Source organism: Streptomyces sp. NPDC050546, assembly GCF_044457425.1.
Classification (GTDB): Bacteria; Actinomycetota; Actinomycetes; order Streptomycetales; family Streptomycetaceae; genus Streptomyces.
This window is the reverse complement of the sequence record NZ_JBITGX010000026.1, coordinates 61944-78970: the sequence shown is the minus strand read 5'-3', so window position 1 is coordinate 78970 and position 17027 is coordinate 61944. Positions and strand designations below refer to the sequence as shown.

Sequence of the window (17027 nt, the reverse complement as noted above, 5' to 3'; positions counted from 1 at the left end):
GCTCGGCCCGACCACTCCCCGATGTGTTCCCGAACGGCAACTACCAGACCGGCGATGCCTAAAATTTGGGAACGCTGCGCGTCCTCGGCCAGATCAACGCCCGTTCGACCATAGCCACAGCACACGGCGCCGATATGCCAGACCGCGAGCCGGCGCCGGACTACACACACGGCTCATGGCGGATGTGATCGCCTCGGGCGCCACGTCTCGGAACGCCACGGCTGGATGACCTATCTATCCTCCTCAAGTTGGTACACCCGGCTGTGCGCCCCTCTGATTCCCGTGACCGTCACGCTACTGCTCGGACGGCAAGTCAGTTGCTGGAGCGGCTGCGGGATGATGCGTACGGAGATGGGACCGGTTCCGGCCTCCAGCCCCGAGACGATGACGAGGAAGAAATCGTCGTTCTCCGCTGCTCGCTGGAACTCAGCAGGCGTCAGCAACACCGTGTCCGGCTCGGCGTCCTTATATGCCTTGAGTTCGTAGAATCGCGATAGTGCATCCACCGCGTCGGCGCCGAGGCCGCGTTGGGCCCGTAGATCGCGCAGCCAGTCGTCGTCGGTGGCGAGTGCCTGGCGCACGACGTCCAGCGCCACCTTTTCCTGCTCCGTGCCCGTGTAGGGGCGCGGTGGCGTGTGCTGTTGGGGGATCGCCGATCCGGCGCGGGGCTGCGGCAGGCCGGACGTACCCGGGCTATACCCGCTTAACCGCGCGGTGGGCGCGCCCGAGGCCGAGGGCTTCAATGGCGTGATGATGCCGCTTGGGTCGACGAGCCGGAGTCTGCCAGGGTCCACGAGCCTCCGCGGTGGAGCGGGAGGCACCGGCGGGACTGACGGCCCAGTTACGGGCGGTGGTGTGCTGGGGACAGGCGGGAGGATCACTGCCGTCCGTGGGGTACCAGCTGCTGTGCTGGCCTGCGCTTCGGTCGCGGTGCGGCGTTGGTCCACCTCGCTACCGAGTTCTCTGAGCCGTCGTTCACGCTCGGCCTCCGCCGCTTCCCGGTCGCGCCGCACCTGGTCGTCGGCAAGGCTCAGTCGTACGGCCGTATGGCCCTTCTCGGCCTGGTCACACGCTGCTCCCCAGGCGAGGGCCACCTCGCGGCGGCTGCCCGGAAACCGGGCGGCGATCGACCGGCCCACCCCGGATGTGCGTGTCAGAGCGGCAGTGTCACGTACATATAACGTGCCCGAGGGCCAGTGAATCCCGGCGTCCACGGGCACGTGCACCGTCTCGCCCGTGTCCGGAAGATCGAGGCAGCAGGCCAGGTGAGGGGCGATGCATACAGTCAGGTCGGCCAGCTGGTCCCACGAGCAGTCCAGGGCCTGCGCAACGCTCGCGGCGTTGCGCTGCAGGTCCTCGCGGAGGTGGGTGACGGCTGACCGGACCAGCGCTGTGGCGTCCGGGTCCGCCGGGGCCGGGCCAGGGCTGTACACGGTGACATGCTCTGCATCGAGCTCGCTCACGCGCAGGGCTCCGATTAACGGTTGGATTTGCTCCAATTCGACTTGCGGGCACCACACCGCACGTTCCCGGCCCAGCGCCTCGGCTACCACCGGGTCTTCGACGGCGTACACGGGCCGCTTGCTTCGCCAGCCCTGGCTCGTCCAAAGAGGGAGGCGTCCCAAGCGCCTGGCCGTCAACGCGCCGGGATCAGTACGGCCCAGAGCAGCGAGCATCTTCAGAGTCTCCAGGACGATGGACTGGGTCGTCCCGTCCCGCTCGTCCCGATCCTGCTTCCGGTCCTGCTGTGCCAGCTCCTTGATCACGGCCGTGGCGTCGTCCACAGTCGGCAGGCGCACTGCGAGCCGCTGCCAGAACTCCTCGCTGCCTGGAAACGTGGGAGCGAACGCACGGAGCGGACCGAAGAGCGGCGCTCCGCGCAGGCACTGGCTCGGCCGGCGCCAGCCGGAGTCCGTGAGGACGAGGCCGCTCCCCTCACCGAATACCCGAAGGACCGAGCCCAGAGACATCTCCCCGGAGGCTCTCTCGCCACGGCTGAAGGCGCGCTCTGCCAGGGCTTGGTAGAGGATCAGCGCCGCGGGCACATCCCTGTCGCCGCCCTGTTCCTCCCGTCGGCGCAGGCGCTGCAGACATTCCACGAGGTCCTCCGTGCGGGCCTCTGCAGAAATGCCCAGGGCGCGCAGCACATCACTGCGTCTGCCGACCAGTTGCTGGATCTCGGGATGGAGGAATCGCTCGTCGTCCGCCCCGTACACCGCGACCGTGCCGGTGGTCCGCATGCGGAGTCGAGCCGGGGCAGACAGTGCGCCGTTACCGGCGTCCAACCATGGTGTGTCGCGCAACTGCCAGAGCCAGAAAGCTGCGGTCCTGCCCCGGTTCTGCCATGCGTAGTAGTCGTGGACGGCATCCACCTCGTCGTGGTCGGAGAAGCGGCTCCATGTTCGCCCGAGGACGTGAAACAGCGCTGACGCCCTGCGCCTGCGGAGCTGCGGGTCCTGCTCCGCCGCTATGCCAGAGGCGACGGCACGTAGGTCGGGGCTTTCGTAGTCGTCGAGCGTGAAGGTCGCTTCCAGAACGCGCAGGGCATCAGTGCGTGCTCGAGGTCCCGAAATGACCGCCGCCGGCAGCCCTTTCGGGCTCTGCGTGAAGCGTTCCCGCGCCCCCGGGTGCCTGCGCAACCTCGGCGCGGTCTCCGCGCCCAGGAGCCTCAGGAACTTACGGGCGCCCATCCCCGCGCCGCCGCGCTGCAGGACCTCGGCGTACCGAGGCCGCAGCCACACCAGCCCGGCCGTGCGACCGGCGGCAAAGGCGAAGCTCTCCTCGCATTCCGAACTGTCCAGCCGGGCGGGTAGGTACGCCCGGGCGGGAGCGACGTCGATGTCTTCACGCTTTCCGGCCCGGTCGTAGCGATGCCCCTGCAGCCGGATTGCCTGGCCCACGTCGCGCCCCAAGGTCTCACGCTCATGGTCCGGCACTCGTGCGAACCCGTCGCGCAGTTCGATGAGCTGGTCATCTGTCAGCCGCAGTACGTTCGGGCCGCTGCTCCCCGCCGCGCCGATGGCCGCGAGGCGCCGGATCACGGCCACCGCGTCCGCGTCGGTCAGCAGCGCCTCCCGCTTACGGAGCCATGTCCTCACCGACCGCGCCTCGTCGGTGTCGGCGAGGAATGCCGGATGGATTTCCCGGGAGAATCCGAGACTGGCGCCGAGGCCACGCGGGGCGTCGGTGAACACCGCTGGCTCCGCGGGCCGGGGCACACGGTGGCGGCCCCCTGAGCTGTCCACGAGCCAGCGGCTCGACAGCAAGGAGGAGTAGATATTCGAGGCAAGTCCCACCGCGGCGAGGCTGATGTTCGACTGCGGCGACCGGGTTTCGTCGTCGAGGAGGCGTAGCGCGTCGTCAAGGCCCACCGCCACGGGAACCGCACTGTCGTGGTTCTCCCAGTCCGCCAGCACCTCGCGCCATCGACCGTCCTCGTCCCGCGCCACCTTGGGTAGCACGGCGGTCCGCTCGGCGACGCGGGAGATCTCTTCTTCGGTGACCACGCCCACCAGCGTCTCGTCCTCCACCGCGAGATCATCCAGGCCGAGCGGCCCGTAGCCCGGGACGTCCAGGACGAGACCGTGGGACACGCCCGCCCTGGCACGGTCGAGGAGTAGTCGCTCCAGCGCAGCGACCGGGTCGCGGGAGTCGCGCATGTCGTCAGGGAGCGGCACGGTGCGCCAGGCCCGTGCCGGATCCCGCCGGAACTGCCACAGGGCGGCGACCTTCCACAGGTCGCTCACCAGTTCAATCAGTGCGCTGTTCCACGGGGTGTCGTCGAGCGCCTGACGGCTGGCGATGGGATCGAACTGGGCGTTGATACAGAGGGACAGAGCGGTGTCCGCGACCGGAAGACCGGCGTAGATCCGCCCGGCGTCATCGGGTCCGAGAGGAAGAGCCACAGCGATTGCGGTGGTGGACCCCACCGCCTTGTGAGACCGGGTGATCCCGGAGGGGCTGGGAACGGTCGTACGGCAGATCAGCCACCGGGACCCGTCGCCGGCGCGTGCCCCGCCGGTCTCCACGTCGGCGCTCTGCCCGCCCACCACGGCCTCGAACGGCTCGCCGGTCTCACGGTCGAGCGCCAGCCGGCGCCGGACACGACCTTGCTCGTCCAAGTGCGTGACGCTGCCGACACTGCCGAGGAAGAGCAGCGCGCTGTCTCCCCACTCGGCAAGCCACGCGTCCACCTCGTCCGCGCCGAGCACGCCCGGCTCCAGTGGAACCCGTAGAACCGTCCAGGTGTCGCCCGCGAACCAGTCAGGCAACGGGAACGGCTTGGCCACGGCGATGTCAGGATCGCCGACCCGGAACCGGTAATGCCCGCAGTGAACCTCCAGATGCGGGGAGAGGGACTGGAGGGTCATCAGGCCGATCCCGAACCTACCGGTGGATTCCGCCTGCTCTGCCTTGCTCGTCAGCCAGGGCATCGCCAGGGCCAGAACGTCCGGCAACCGTACGGGACTGCCGTTGTGGGCGACGAGGAGTTCACATCCCCACATCAGAATGCGTACGTCCGTGGCGCCGAGGTCCTCGGCGTTCTGCACGATCTCCGAGAGTCCCTGGAGACGGTCGCTCGACAGATTCCCCGCGTGATCTCGGGTACGTCTCAACGCGTGCCGTACTTGACCGTCCAGTCGCGCGAACCGGCTGCCGAGTCGCTCGACCGCCGCCTCAGTCGCCGCCTCACCCTCCGGCTCCGGTACGACGGCTCCTTCTGGGATGCCCTCCATGGAGAAGAGCGCATCGGCGGACGCAATTGCCTGCTCCACCGCAGCCGTTCGACGCACCGCATCCCCCGTGCTCATCTCCGCCCCCACGCACCTCGGCACTCCCTGCGACACAGGGTAACGAGGCCAGCGCAATCAGCACACGTCTATCCGAGACCTGTCGCCGTATAGCTCAAGTCCATAGAACAGACCTAACGCGCTACTCGACGGGCTGAGCCCGAAAAGTCGATTGGCCCGCGCCATCCGGTCCTAGCACGACCACCTCACACTCCGTCAGGAACGGCGTCGAACGAGCGTCAAGACATTTCTTCAACCCGTCCCTGACGGAGTTGAGCAGAGCGTTCTGGACTCACGCTCCCGTTGTGAAACCGCAGGTGAGCCACGCGGCGACTACCTACAACAGGCTCCACGCGGTGAACTTCGGGAAACAGGTCAAGCACCGCCGAGCACACCTGAAGAACCCGATAAAACCGCAGGTCAGAGACCCTTTTGGGCAGGCGCAAGAATCGCCACGCACTCCACGTGCGAGGTCATCGGAATGATGTCGGCCTGAGCAAGTCTCGAAAAAGACCAGGTCAGAGCCCTTTTCTGGGTCTGACTGTCCCGCGTGTGGGCGCCCGGAGCGTCAACCGAGCGTCATGACCAACAGTCCATCCCCCTTGAGGTCAACACCTGGGCCGATCGGGCGTTCGGCCTTGAAGTCCATGACCACTACGGGCAGACCGAGGCGGGCATGCTGATCAACAACCACCAGTTCCCGACGCTGCGCCGGCCGGTGCGTCCCGGGTCGATGGGTCATCCGATGCCCGGGTGGAGCCTAGACGTGCTGTACGCGGGCCGGGACGAGATCGCGCCCGTCGGCACGGTCGGCCGTATCGCCGCCGACCTCTCCGCAAGTGCGCTGGCCTGGTTCGCGGCTACGACGGCGATCCCGGCAAGAGCGCGGAGAAGTTCAGTGCGGACGGCCGCTGGTATCACACGGGTGATGTCGGCCGGGTGGACGACGAGGGCTACTCCCACTTCTCGTCCCGGGACGACGACGTCATCATCATGGCCGGATACCGCATCGGTCCGGAGAAAAAGTCGGCGCTGGTGACGCATCCCGCGGTGGCCGAGTGCGCGGTGATCGCCGCACCCGACGAGGTGCGCGGCGAGGTCCTGGAAGCCTTCGTTGTCCTCCAGGACGGAACGGAGGTCTCCGACGCGCTGGCCGCCGAGCTTCAGCCGTGGAAGAAGCGCTTCGCCGCGCACGCCTACCCCCGCACGATGCACTTCGTCGACCTGCCGCCGAAGACACCCAGCGGAAAGATCCAGCGCTACGTCCTTCGTCAGCAGCGGCAGAACGGTCCGGAGGTCCGCCCGTGACGACCGCGGTTGTTTCCCTGCAGGCGGGAGCCGTGCCCTGGATCCCGCTCAACTGACCCGAGAGCCGGAACTCCCTCAACCCTGATCTGATCCGGGCCCTCGACGAAGCCGTCACCACCGCGATGCTCGATCCGGACACCGAGGCGGCCGCTGCCAGCTGGAGCGACCAGTGCTGGACTCTGGCGAGGATCGCCGAGGTCGTGCGCCGCCGGTTCGGGGTGGAGTACACCCTGGCGGGGATGGACCTGCTGCTGCACCGCATCGGCTGGAGCGTGCAGGTCCCGTCCCGCAAGGCCACCGAGCGCGATGAGGAGAAGATCGCAGCCTGGAAGGACGAGCAGTGGCCCGTCATAAAAAGACGGCGGCGGACTGGGTGCCTGGCTCTGCTTCGAGGACGAAGCCGGCCAGGGCCTGAGGCCGCCGAAAGGCCGCACGTGGGGTCGGCGAGGCCGCACCCCGGTCATACGGGTCACCGCCGCGGGCACCAAACGCGTCTCCATGGCGGCACTGATCTGCACCAAGCCCGGCCACCGGCCCCGGCTGATCTACCGCATCCACCTCGACCGCGGTCCCCCGCCAAGGGCCGGCGCAAGGGGCTTCACCGAGACCGACTACGCCCGCCTGCTCGACGCCGCACACCAGCAACTCGGCGGCCCGATCGTCCTGGTCTGGGACAATCTCAATACGCACGTCAGCCGCAGAATGCGGAAGCTGGTCGAAGCCCGATTATGGCTGACCGTCTACCAACTGCCAACGTATGCGCCCGAGTTCAGCCCGGTCGAGGGCGTGTGGTCGCACCTGAAACGGTCGCTGGCCAACCTCACCAAACACAGCCTCGACCAGCTCACCGCGCTGGTGAAGACCCGGCTCAAACGGATGCAGTACCGACCCGGCCTCATCGACGGCCTCATCGCCAAGACCGGCCTCGACTTCCAACCGCCGTAACCTCAGCCATTGAAGATCTCTAGTCGGGGCCGGCTGTAGGGATTGGGTAAACTCAGCCGTCGCCGCCATCAGAGTGGGCGTGTTGGCGTGCTCTCCGTGCTGCGTGTATCCCAACATGATCGCGTGCGAAAATCTCAGATCCCGATGAGGGCATTCCGTTGGCTGCCGGGCTCTGCGACAAGTGCCTGGTCTGCAGCATGGCGGAACAGAAAGCGGGTGGGATGGTGGACAGTGCCGCCTCTCGCTATCGCCGCCGCCCTGGTGATGAAGGAGATCTCCAGTCTTCTGAGGTCGCTGCAGGTCGACAACAAGCAGGCGTACGCAGCCGATGCGCTCAGCGGGTGGCCTGGCTTTCTTTGGTGGAAGCACAAAAATCCGGTCGACGCGATCGACGTATGGGCGACCGCCGCCAGCAAGGGCGGGCGCAGCGGACTCGTCCTTGCCTGGATCGACACTCATCTCCTACTGGATATTCTGATTTTCGCCCCTGCTTACGTGGCTGCTTTGTACCTCGTATTGCGCAGGATCTGGACCGTAGTTGCCAAGTTGGAAAGTCCGCCCTTTCCCGCCAAATGGCTTAAGTGGCTCTGCCTCACCGTACTGGTCTGCGACTGGGGTGAGACGATCCTCACTGGGTGTCTAGTCGACGGTCTCACGAGGCTGCCGAGGAACGACGCTATCGCAGTCGCTGTTACAACCTTCTCGTTCTTGAAGTGGGCGTTCTTCGCCATCGCTGTCCTCTTCGGCGGCATGGCTTTTGCCCGGACGCTACCGCTGTCCCTGAAGCGATGGCTGACCAGGTGGAAGGCCGGAACCATGTCAGGGTGCCGCGTGTGGACGCGCCATCGCAATCAGCTCGGAGTGCTGCTCCTCCTGGCACTGTTGGCAGTCATGCCCGGGGAAGGACCGCTGGAACAGATTCCTGACATCGAACGATCATGGGCGGGCAGCGACGACCTCATGGCCCTGCTAGGGAATGTAGCGGGGCCGGCCGCCACACTTGTCGGACTCTGTCTGGCCCTATGGGTCGCAGGACGCTGGGCTCTGCTCGATGGTGTGCCCGACACCCGGGAAGGCAGGGGCCGGAGGGGCCTGCTCGGGTTGGCGGCTCTTGCGTTGGTCGTCGCAGTTGCGGCCGTGGCGCTCATCGTGACGAAACAGGCCACGCCGGGGGCCCTCTCCGTGCCTGTAATTGTCGTGGTCCTAGCTGCATGGAGCTTCCTACTCACCGTGTCCTGGAGCGGGGGCGAGGAGACCTCGGCCAGCGACTCGGCTCGGTTGGTTGCGCCAGCACAGATGCGGACAGGAATTCCCCCGGTCCAGCTGCGCGGCCAGGTCCGGAACGTCGGACGGGTACTGGCCGTGATTCCGCTCATCATCGCCGGACTGGCCCTCACCCGTGCCTACGCCCGCCCTCTACTCCTCGGGCCAACGATCGCTACCAGTCACGACCGGACCGTGCGCCTCGATGCTTACACAGAGGTCGTTGTCTGGTTCGGCGTTGGTCTCGCAGCCGCAGTTTTCGCCGCACCGCTGGCCCACAGGGCTATCCGCTTCGTCGAGGACCGTTGGCTCGACGGTGAGGAGGCGGCGGCTTCCCTTAGGCCTGCGGAGCATCGGGGGTCCGTGCCCTCCAGTTCCCCGGCCGCTGCCGAGGCCGACACCCCTGCGTCGGCTGATGCCTCTACACGTCTGCCGTGGAGCGACAATCGTGTTCGCCTGCCGGGTTTGCTGGGGAGCGTTCTGTTCGGAGTAGCGGTGGCACTTGGGGCATTTATGGCCTGGAAACCGCTAGTGGGGGGACCCCTTGTGCGCAGCCTTGGCGTTCTCCTCCTGTTTCTGACGACGCTCACTCTCATCGGAAGCTGGATCGCGCGGCGTTCGGAATACCGCCTCCCCCTACCAGTATTCCGCTACCTTCACTTCCGGCTGACGCCGTTCTGGCTACTCGTCGTTGCAGCTCTCGTACTGCAAGCCCAGTTGGACACGGTCGGGGGATACCACGAGGTGAGGCTCAAGTCGAGAACTGGGTCCACCACGGTCCCTGGGCATGGTGAAAGGCCACTCGACCCCGCGCCGCCAGATCATGCTCCTGCAGGCGTCTTCCAACCGGGCAGTTCCTTCAAAGACTGGCTGGCCGCCGCCAATCGTTGCCTCGACAGACAGCCCGAACTCAAGCCGGCCAATTCCATTCCCATGCTCTTCGTCGCAGCCCCTGGTGGGGGTATCCGGGCTGCCTACTGGACCGGCTCAGTGATGGACAAGCTGACACAGAGTCCCTGCGGCCAACAGATGGTTTACGGCATCAGTGGTGTCTCCGGGGGCAGCCTGGGGCTCATCGGCCATCTGCTCGGTCAGGAAGACTTTCGCCCCGCCCCAAACGCCGGCCGCGTTTTCGCCGAACGCTTGGCGGGAGAGGACACTCTCTCGGCGAACATGGCAGCCTGGTTCTACCGCGATCTGCCGCGCGCGCTGCACGGCATCAACAAACTCGGCGCCCTGCACCCGGGGGATCGGGCCACGGTATTTGAACGCTCCTGGGAAGGCCTCGAAAAGGACCTCAAGCAGGACTTTTTTGAAGTCACGCGCCCCTACTCCAAGGCAGAAAAATCCCGTTGGCGCCCCGTGACCCTACTGAACGGCACGGACGTCAATACCGGTTGCAGAATCGTGATCTCCTCCCAATGGGCCACTGGCGGCCTGACCGACGACGCGGCGCCATCCCTGAACTGTCGACGAGCGGAAGTGACCACTGTGAGCGGCAGCGGGGAGGCGGCGATGATTACCCCTGCATTTGCCGCAGGAGCCATCGACGCGGCGGCATTCACCGATGATCAGAACTGCCAGACGCAAACCAGGAACCAGGGCCTGCGGCTGTCCACGGCAGTGCATCTGTCCGCGCGCTTTCCCTTCATCTCACCGACAGGGCGGATGCATCGCTGCATTGCCCAGAAAAGCGGAGGAAGCCAGTCCGCGGTCGACCTCGACGGAGGACTACTCGAAGGCAGCGGCCTAGCAGTTCTGCTCGAGCTATGGGAGAAACTCGAGCCACGCGTCGCCCAACACAACCGCAACATCACCAACCCTACTCGGCGTCACGGACCTTCGGGATGCGCTCCCACGGCCAGGCGAGCACCGCGAACGGCATGCGCCCCCTCCCAGCGCTATGTGCTCCCTGTGATCGCTGTTCTCGATAATCACTACCAGTCACGAGGAGCAGCTCCGGCCGCAGAGCGGCAACCCGAGGCCATCGCACCGATCATCGGGACCCGGGCCCCCCGCACCGCAGTGGACGTCACGACCCTCGAACAGCTGGCACTACTCCGCTTCTCGGGGCCTCCCCCAGGGGTCAGCGGATCACCGAAGATCGAGGTGAATTCCTTGCGGTGCTCTCACATGCGGAGTTTTTTTGTCGCACCTTCGGACCGACCAGGCATCGCCGCTCCACTAGGATGGGTGCTGTCTGATATGAGCATGAAAGAGCTGGACGCACAGCTAAAAGACTTGAGGACCGAGGAGAACGCTTGCACCGATCCGCGCCGCACACGGGGCAATGACAGCCCTCGTTGGCAGCCCAGCAAGCTCCGTACACTGCTCACCTTGCTTACAGGCCCGGTGCACATGACTCCGTCGTCGTGAAGAACAACAGGTTCTTCTGCGAAGCCGGGGCAAAAGTTCCTGGGCGAGGAACTCCTCGCCCAGGAAAGCCGCGACGGAGAAATCCGTCATCGCGTAAGGGCTCCGCAGTCGTTAGCCGTTGCCCCTGCCGGTGCCGCCGCCATCCGAGGGGTGGGGGTGGCGGGCGGGGGATTGGACGGGACTCTGCAGTGGTCCTCCTCTTGATTGGTCGCCCGAGCCCTGGCAGCACCGCCGCGAACACCTCCAGTGCAGCTACGGCACGGGCTGGCGATAACCCCGCGACGGGCCCCACGGTGGCATGACCGTCGGGCTGACGGGCTGTCATTTTATGAGACGTCAGGGAATTTATGGATGAACCGTCCCATCACCCGCCAAAGCGCCGCGCTGTCGGGCGCGCAGATCGTCGTCGTGCGCGGAGGGGCTCGCCCAGGCGGCGGGGCTTTTCCCGCCGGCTGCCGCTGGCGAACCTCAGGGCAAGCTCCTGCCGTGACCGCCCGCCTGTCACTGATGAGTCACGCGAGAGCGGCTGGGCTCGGGCAAGTGGCAACGCACGAGCCGTCCGACAGCCCTCCGCCGACGGAATGCCCCCTGAGGAACTCCGCCGCCCTACGCGGACGTGCGGATCATGAAGACCACCCTCGGCTGAACGCAGCTTCGATGAGTAGCTGTTGGGCTCAGGCTGGGTATCTTCCCTCACGTTGTCGCGGGTGGGACGTGGGGTTCGGCTGCCACATGATCCCGGATCCAGCACAATGTTCGTCGCCGAGGAAACGAGGAAGAGCGACATGGCAACGGGGAAGCCTCAACTCTTGTTAGTGCATGGCATCGGCGGTCTTAGGGACACCGCGATCGACCGTCGTGGGTGGCTGGAGTCACTGGCCGGCGGAGCACGGGACGCCGAGATGGCTGACGTGATCTCCGCGCTGACCCAGGGCTGGCTGGCGGACGTCACGTTCGCCAACTACAGCGATCTGTTCAACCGCAAGGGCGCACAGGGCGACGCAGCCGGAGAACTCGACGACCACGATGTTCCCTTCCTCACAGAGCTGCTTGGCTCGATGCTGGATGAGCTCGCCGAGGAGTTCCCGTCCGAGAGCAACCCCCAGAACGCCAGGGTCATCCGCGACGCGCGCTTCCAGCTCGATGCCGCTGCCCAGGGGCGGCAGTCCCAAGGCCCGGGAGAGATCGGCCGTCGGCTGGTCGGCGTCACGACGACCCTGCTCCGCCTGCCGGGAGTGCGTCAAGCGGCACAGTGGATGAACGGCTGGGCCCTCCTGTTCCAACTCGCCCAGGTTGGCCGCTACCTGGACCGCCGCCCCACGAAGGCGAAGCTGGGTTCGACCGTCCGGGCACGTGTACTCGACGACCTCGACCCTGCGCGGCCCCTCGTGGTGGTCTCACACAGCCTCGGCACGGTCGTCGCCTACGAGGCGCTACACGAGTACGAGGGAACTGTGCCTCTCTGGGTGACCCTGGGGTCGCCGCTGGCTTTGGGAACCGTGGTTCTCGACCGTCTGGTACCGGCCCCCGCGACCTGTCCGAAAAACGTCGCATCCTGGCTCAACTTCTGGGACCGCGACGACATCGTGGTCGGGCGACCGCAGCTCGCCGACTGGATCCGCCCGAGCAGGAACGGTGTCAAGGCAGTCACAGAGCGCGTCGACTCCCCCGGCTTCTGGACGCACACTGCCACGAAGTACCTCCGGCACGGTGCTGTGGCGCGTCCGGTGATCGAGGCCCTCCGCCCGTGATCGCCCCGACGGATCCGCCCCGGCACGTGCTTGTCGTGGGTGCACAGTGTGAGGGCGGCGGACGACTGGAAGGCCTGGAGGACGCTGCCCGTGCCTTGCATGCTGCCCTGGTCGACCCGAAGGCGGGGGGTTGTGTGGACCGGGGTAAGGACTCCCTGCTGATCGGCACCGGCCTGGGCAGGAATCGCGTCTTCGACGCAGTGGAGCTGGCCGCTGAGATCTCACGGCGTGACGGTGGTCCTCTCGTACTGGCCCTGCTCGGTCACGGCGAGGGCGCCGAGGGCGCTCCGTTGTACTTCGTGACGTCCGGCAGTAGGAACGCGCCGTCGCTGTCCAACGTCAACGTTCCCGACCTGCTCGGTGGCGTTCTCAACCATCCTGGGCTGACCGGGCTTGTCGCCATCGTCGACACCTGTCTCTCCGGCGGTGCGGTACCGAACACGCCCGTGATTACCGCCGGGCGCCAGGAAGGCAATGTGCGGTTCTCGCTCCTCTTCGCGGCCACCGCGAAGGAGCAGGCGTACGACATGCGGCTGAGCACGGAACTCACCCGTCTGATGGAGGAGGGTCTGCCCGACGCCGGGGAGTTTCTGAAGGTCGACGACGACCTGCTGGAGCAGCTCCGCAAGCGGATCAATGGCCAGCAGCCGGGACGGATCGTCTTCGACGGAGGCGCGTACCTCGGTGAGGCCCTCTGGCTGGCCCGAAATCGCGCCGCCTTCCTCGACCACGCACTCGGGTCGATCGCAAGCAATGCGGTACGGGAGGCGGTACTGCGCGTCGACAGCAATCTGCGTCTGTCCACCGAGGACGAGGTTGCCACATGGCTGAGGGAGAACCAGCGAACGGCAAGCGGCCACTCTCGAGCCGCCGTGCACCGCCTCGGCGAAGTGTTGACGGAACTCGAGGCCGGCCGAAAGACGCTGACCATCGTCAGCAAGGTGTTCGGTCCGGACTTGACCGAGGACAGCCTCCGGCTGGTCGGCATGCTGGCGGGCCTTCCGCTTCACCTTGTGCGGTACGAACAGCCCCCGGCGCTCCGGGACATGGTCGACTACGCCGCTCACCACGGAGGTGCCGCGGAAGGTCGGCACCGTGCACTGGCTCACCTGGTCGCTGCGATGGCCCATGTGACGGGACACGGAGACCAGCTGCCGGACGATGTCGTCGGCTGGGCGCAGGATCTCGAGCTCACCATCACGGTCAACAGTCGCCTGCGCGAGCTGAACCACCAGCCCGACGGTGAACGGACCCCACGTCTTGTTCTGGTGCTGGCCGACGACGGAGGCGAAAGTGTGGTGCGCGTGGACGCCTGGCTGCTCTTCGGCCGCGCTCTACTCGGCAGCCAGCGCTTCCTCTGTGGTCCCAGAGCCGAGGGTCTCGAGAGGGCCCTGACCGAGGCCGTCGCCTGGGCCGCCCCGTGGGCGAACATCGCGGGGAAGCGGTTGCGGCACATCGACGTGGCGGCGCCCACCCTGATGCTTCTAGACCACCCACCGGAGGAGCAAATGGTCCGGAAGAAGGAGAAGCTGGGCGTCAACTACATTGTTACCACCCGCTGGTCCGGCCTGCTTACGCCCCCTCCTGACCTCACCGTCGACGACATGCTCCAAGTGGGCGAACAGTTGCTGGTCTCCTTGGACGACGGCGACTGTTGCGGCCCCAGATGGGTCCATGCCGCGCAACTCGAGACCATCGACCACCTGCGACAGCATTTGAGCAAGCACGGTCTCGGACAGCAGGTATGGGCACTGGCCACCGTGCCGGAGTCCGACTGGGACTTCGTGGCGCAGGAACTCCTCGAGCACACGCCGGCGCTGGTCTGGCCGCGACAGCGAGCCATCGCCGATCAACAGGGCGTCGAAGCATCCGTGGTCAGGTACTGGCAGGCTCTGCCCCATAAGATCGCGGACGCCTATCGGAGGCATGTGAGTGGCGCGTGCCGGAGCCACGATGACGATCTCGGTCCTCTTGCTGCTGTGCGAGCCGCCTGGCATGACGAGGACTGGCAGGCGTTCTGCCGGAAACGTGCCAGGGCAGTCGTGAGAGCACCGGACGAGCTGACTTCCAAGGAGCGCGCATGAGCTGGACCCCGTACTACCGGGGCACCGGAGTCCCGCCGAAGAACCGCGCCGAGTTGCCCAAGCTGCCAGACCCTCCCCCATGGCGGACCCCCGCCCAGCAGCGGGAACCCGCGTCGCGCAAGGAGGCCGCCACCACCTACCGCCCCGTCCCCGGCCTCGTCGACGCGGTGAACGCGGCCCTGCACCTACGCCGCCCCCTGCTGCTGACCGGCCGCGCGGGCTCGGGGAAATCCACCGTCATCCGCCAGATCGCCGCCGAGCTCGACCTCGGAGAGGTACTGCACTGGCACATCACCTCACGCAGCACCCTCGCCGAGGCGCTGTACCGCTACGACGCCCTGGGCCGCATTCACGCCCACAACCTGCGCACGCTGGATGGCGGGAGCCGGGCGCTCTGGAAGGCGGCCCGGTGGAAGTACCCCGCGGGTAGCAAGGACCACGCGGACGACATCGGCGAATTCGTCCAGCTCGGCCCCCTGGGCACCGCCCTCCTCCCCCATGACCGTCCCCGCGCACTGCTTATCGACGAGATCGACAAGAGCGACCTGGACCTGCCCAGCGATCTGCTCGACGTCCTGGAACGCGGCGGCTTCGAGATCCCCGAGCTGTCCAGGCACCCTAAACCCGACGTCCAGGTCCGCACCGCTGACAGGAACGGCACGAGCACCATCGAGCAGGGGTGGGTTCAGTGCACTGAGTTCCCGGTCATCGTGCTGACGAGCAACGGGGAACGCGACTTTCCCGCTCCCTTCCTGCGCCGCTGCATCCGCTTCGAGATGCCGCCACTCTCCCAGGAGACACTCACCGACATCGTGACCGCGCATCTCGGCGACTTGGAGGACAGTGCTACCGCCGACCTCGTCGAAATCTTCCTCGCCAAACTGAACGCCGGCGAGTACGTCGCGATCGACCAACTCCTGAACGCCGTCTATCTGCTGCGCGGTGACCTCGTTGCGCGCCCAGGCCAACGAAAGACACTTGAGAACATGCTGCTGCAGGGGCTGGGGCGTGGCTGAGCACGCCGCCACGCGTCTGGCCCGGCTCGCTCTGGGAGGCGACGACATCGAAGTCGAGGAACTCCTCGACGCCGTCGTCCTCGCCTCCGCCTGGCTGGCTGCCGACCGGGGCGCCAACGGTTCGCCTCCCGATGCCGCGGACCATGAGACGCAGCGCCGGAAGCAAGACCAGGACACGACAGGACGCACGAAGAGCACCCACGCCTCGGCAGACGGAGATGCGACGGATGCCGCCTCGGTGTGGCTGGAAGGGCAGGCCGGGGCGCACGCCGTTCCAGGCAAGCGAGTGAGCGTCGGCCGCGGGGCCGCCCTCCCCGACGCCCTCGACATCGGCCGTGCGCTGCGTCCTCTTCGCCGCCCCTGGCTCTCAGGGGTCCGCCGTCGGCTGGATGTGGACGCTACGGTCGAGCACTACACCCGTACCGGGATGCTCGTGCCCCTACTCACTCCAGCGCCGGAGCCATGGCTTGAGGTGGTCGTCGTCTTGGACCGGGGCACCGCTATGGCAGTCTGGGACGAGACGGTACGCGTGTTCACCCGGATGCTCCGCGCTCTTGCCGCCTTACGTGACGTCCGGGTCTGGCATCTCGAGCACCCGCCCGGCGACGGACCCGTGCTGTACGACCACCATGGCGCCAGCCTGCCGCTGCACCCGGAAACCGTGCACCCCACCCAGCCGGCCCGCCGCCTCCTTCTCGTCGTCTCCGACTGTGCGGCACTGGCCTGGCGACAGGACAGCCTGTGGCGGATGCTTCATGCGTGGGGGCGCACCGCACCGGTCGCCCTGGTCAACCCGTTGCCCAAGCGGCTATGGCAACGCTCGGGACTCAATCTTCCCAGGACCACCGCAACCGCGTCCGTCCCCGCCGCCGCCAACCGGCTCCTCTCCTACCGCCGCCCACGGCTTCTCCGCGAGACCCAGGAGACGAAACCATGGCAAGCGCTCCCCGTCCTTCAGTTCGACCCGGATCAAGTCCTCGCGTGGGCCCGCGCCCTAATGCGCACCGATCCGTCGGGGTGTGAAGCTGTCCTCCTCCCCGCCACCGGTCGGCTGCCTATGCGTCACCGTCGCTCCGGCCGGACCGTCCCGCCCGACGCGATGCCCGCATACGACCAAGTGCGCACCCAAGCAGAGGCGTTCACGGACGACCGCCGGTCCCTAGCCGTCCGCCTCGCCATCGCTGCCGCACCGCTCGGCTCCTTCACACTCCCCGTCCTGGACGTCCTCCGTGACCGCCTCGTCCCGGATGCCTCCCTCGCCGACACCGCCGAGTTCCTCACCGCCGGACTCCTCATCGCCACTCGCCGCGCATCGGCCGACACGATCTATCACTTCCATCCCGCGGCTTCCTCTCACCTGACCGATCTACTCACCCGCGACCAGTTGTGGGACACCTACTTCGCCCTCAGCGACCATCTAGCCGAGCGCATTCAGGCCCCTCACGGAATGCCGGTCGTCCTCCACTCACCCGACGCTCAGGAGACCTTGCCAAC

At 66.8% G+C, this 17027-nt stretch carries 8 protein-coding genes and 2 pseudogenes; 9 read left to right on the top strand and 1 reads right to left on the bottom strand.

Annotated features, from left to right (window positions below; genetic code table 11):
* Positions 1-230: 230 nt before the first annotated feature.
* Entirely contained in the window at positions 231-4823 is a 4593-nt protein-coding gene (locus ACIBK5_RS40760; RefSeq protein WP_399028072.1) for a sacsin N-terminal ATP-binding-like domain-containing protein, read from the bottom strand.
* Positions 4824-5340: 517 nt separating this feature from the next.
* Here ACIBK5_RS40760 and ACIBK5_RS40755 point away from each other — a divergent pair.
* The 9 genes and pseudogenes from ACIBK5_RS40755 to ACIBK5_RS40715 all read left to right on the top strand — a co-directional run.
* Entirely contained in the window at positions 5341-5829 is a 489-nt protein-coding gene (locus ACIBK5_RS40755) for an AMP-binding protein (protein WP_399028070.1), read from the top strand.
* Positions 5730-6098 (top strand): hypothetical protein, encoded by a 369-nt coding sequence (locus ACIBK5_RS40750; RefSeq protein WP_399028068.1) that lies wholly within the window; start codon positions 5730-5732, stop codon positions 6096-6098. The genes ACIBK5_RS40755 and ACIBK5_RS40750 overlap by 100 nt, the downstream gene beginning before the upstream one ends.
* A gap of 122 nt (positions 6099-6220) precedes the next feature.
* A pseudogene (locus ACIBK5_RS40745) lies at positions 6221-6376 on the top strand (winged helix-turn-helix domain-containing protein); the annotation flags it as partial.
* Positions 6377-6596: 220 nt separating this feature from the next.
* Entirely contained in the window at positions 6597-7043 is a 447-nt protein-coding gene (locus ACIBK5_RS40740; protein WP_399028066.1) for a transposase, read from the top strand.
* A gap of 231 nt (positions 7044-7274) precedes the next feature.
* Positions 7275-10682, top strand: a complete 3408-nt coding sequence (locus ACIBK5_RS40735; protein ID WP_399028063.1) for a hypothetical protein — start codon at positions 7275-7277, stop codon at positions 10680-10682.
* A 752-nt stretch (positions 10683-11434) separates the two neighbouring features.
* A complete protein-coding gene (locus tag ACIBK5_RS40730) occupies positions 11435-12433 on the top strand; it encodes a hypothetical protein (RefSeq protein WP_399028061.1) in 999 nt (332 codons plus the stop codon).
* A complete protein-coding gene (locus tag ACIBK5_RS40725; RefSeq protein WP_399028059.1) occupies positions 12430-14517 on the top strand; it encodes a hypothetical protein in 2088 nt (695 codons plus the stop codon). Before ACIBK5_RS40730 ends, ACIBK5_RS40725 begins: the two co-directional genes overlap by 4 nt.
* Positions 14514-15533 (top strand): AAA family ATPase, encoded by a 1020-nt coding sequence (locus ACIBK5_RS40720; protein WP_399028057.1) that lies wholly within the window; start codon positions 14514-14516, stop codon positions 15531-15533. The genes ACIBK5_RS40725 and ACIBK5_RS40720 overlap by 4 nt, the downstream gene beginning before the upstream one ends.
* Positions 15460-16953: pseudogene (locus ACIBK5_RS40715) on the top strand (SAV_2336 N-terminal domain-related protein); the annotation flags it as partial. The gene ACIBK5_RS40720 and the pseudogene ACIBK5_RS40715, both read left to right, overlap by 74 nt.
* Positions 16954-17027: the final 74 nt, after the last annotated feature.

Bases quoted from the DNA above. Each gene is read 5' to 3' on its own strand.
- ACIBK5_RS40730 (WP_399028061.1), top strand. From the start codon at position 11,435: ATGTTCGTCGCCGAGGAAACGAGGAAGAGCGACATGGCAACGGGGAAG.
- ACIBK5_RS40740 (WP_399028066.1), top strand. From the start codon at position 6,597: ATGGCGGCACTGATCTGCACCAAGCCCGGCCACCGGCCCCGGCTGATC.
- ACIBK5_RS40720 (WP_399028057.1), top strand. From the start codon at position 14,514: ATGAGCTGGACCCCGTACTACCGGGGCACCGGAGTCCCGCCGAAGAAC.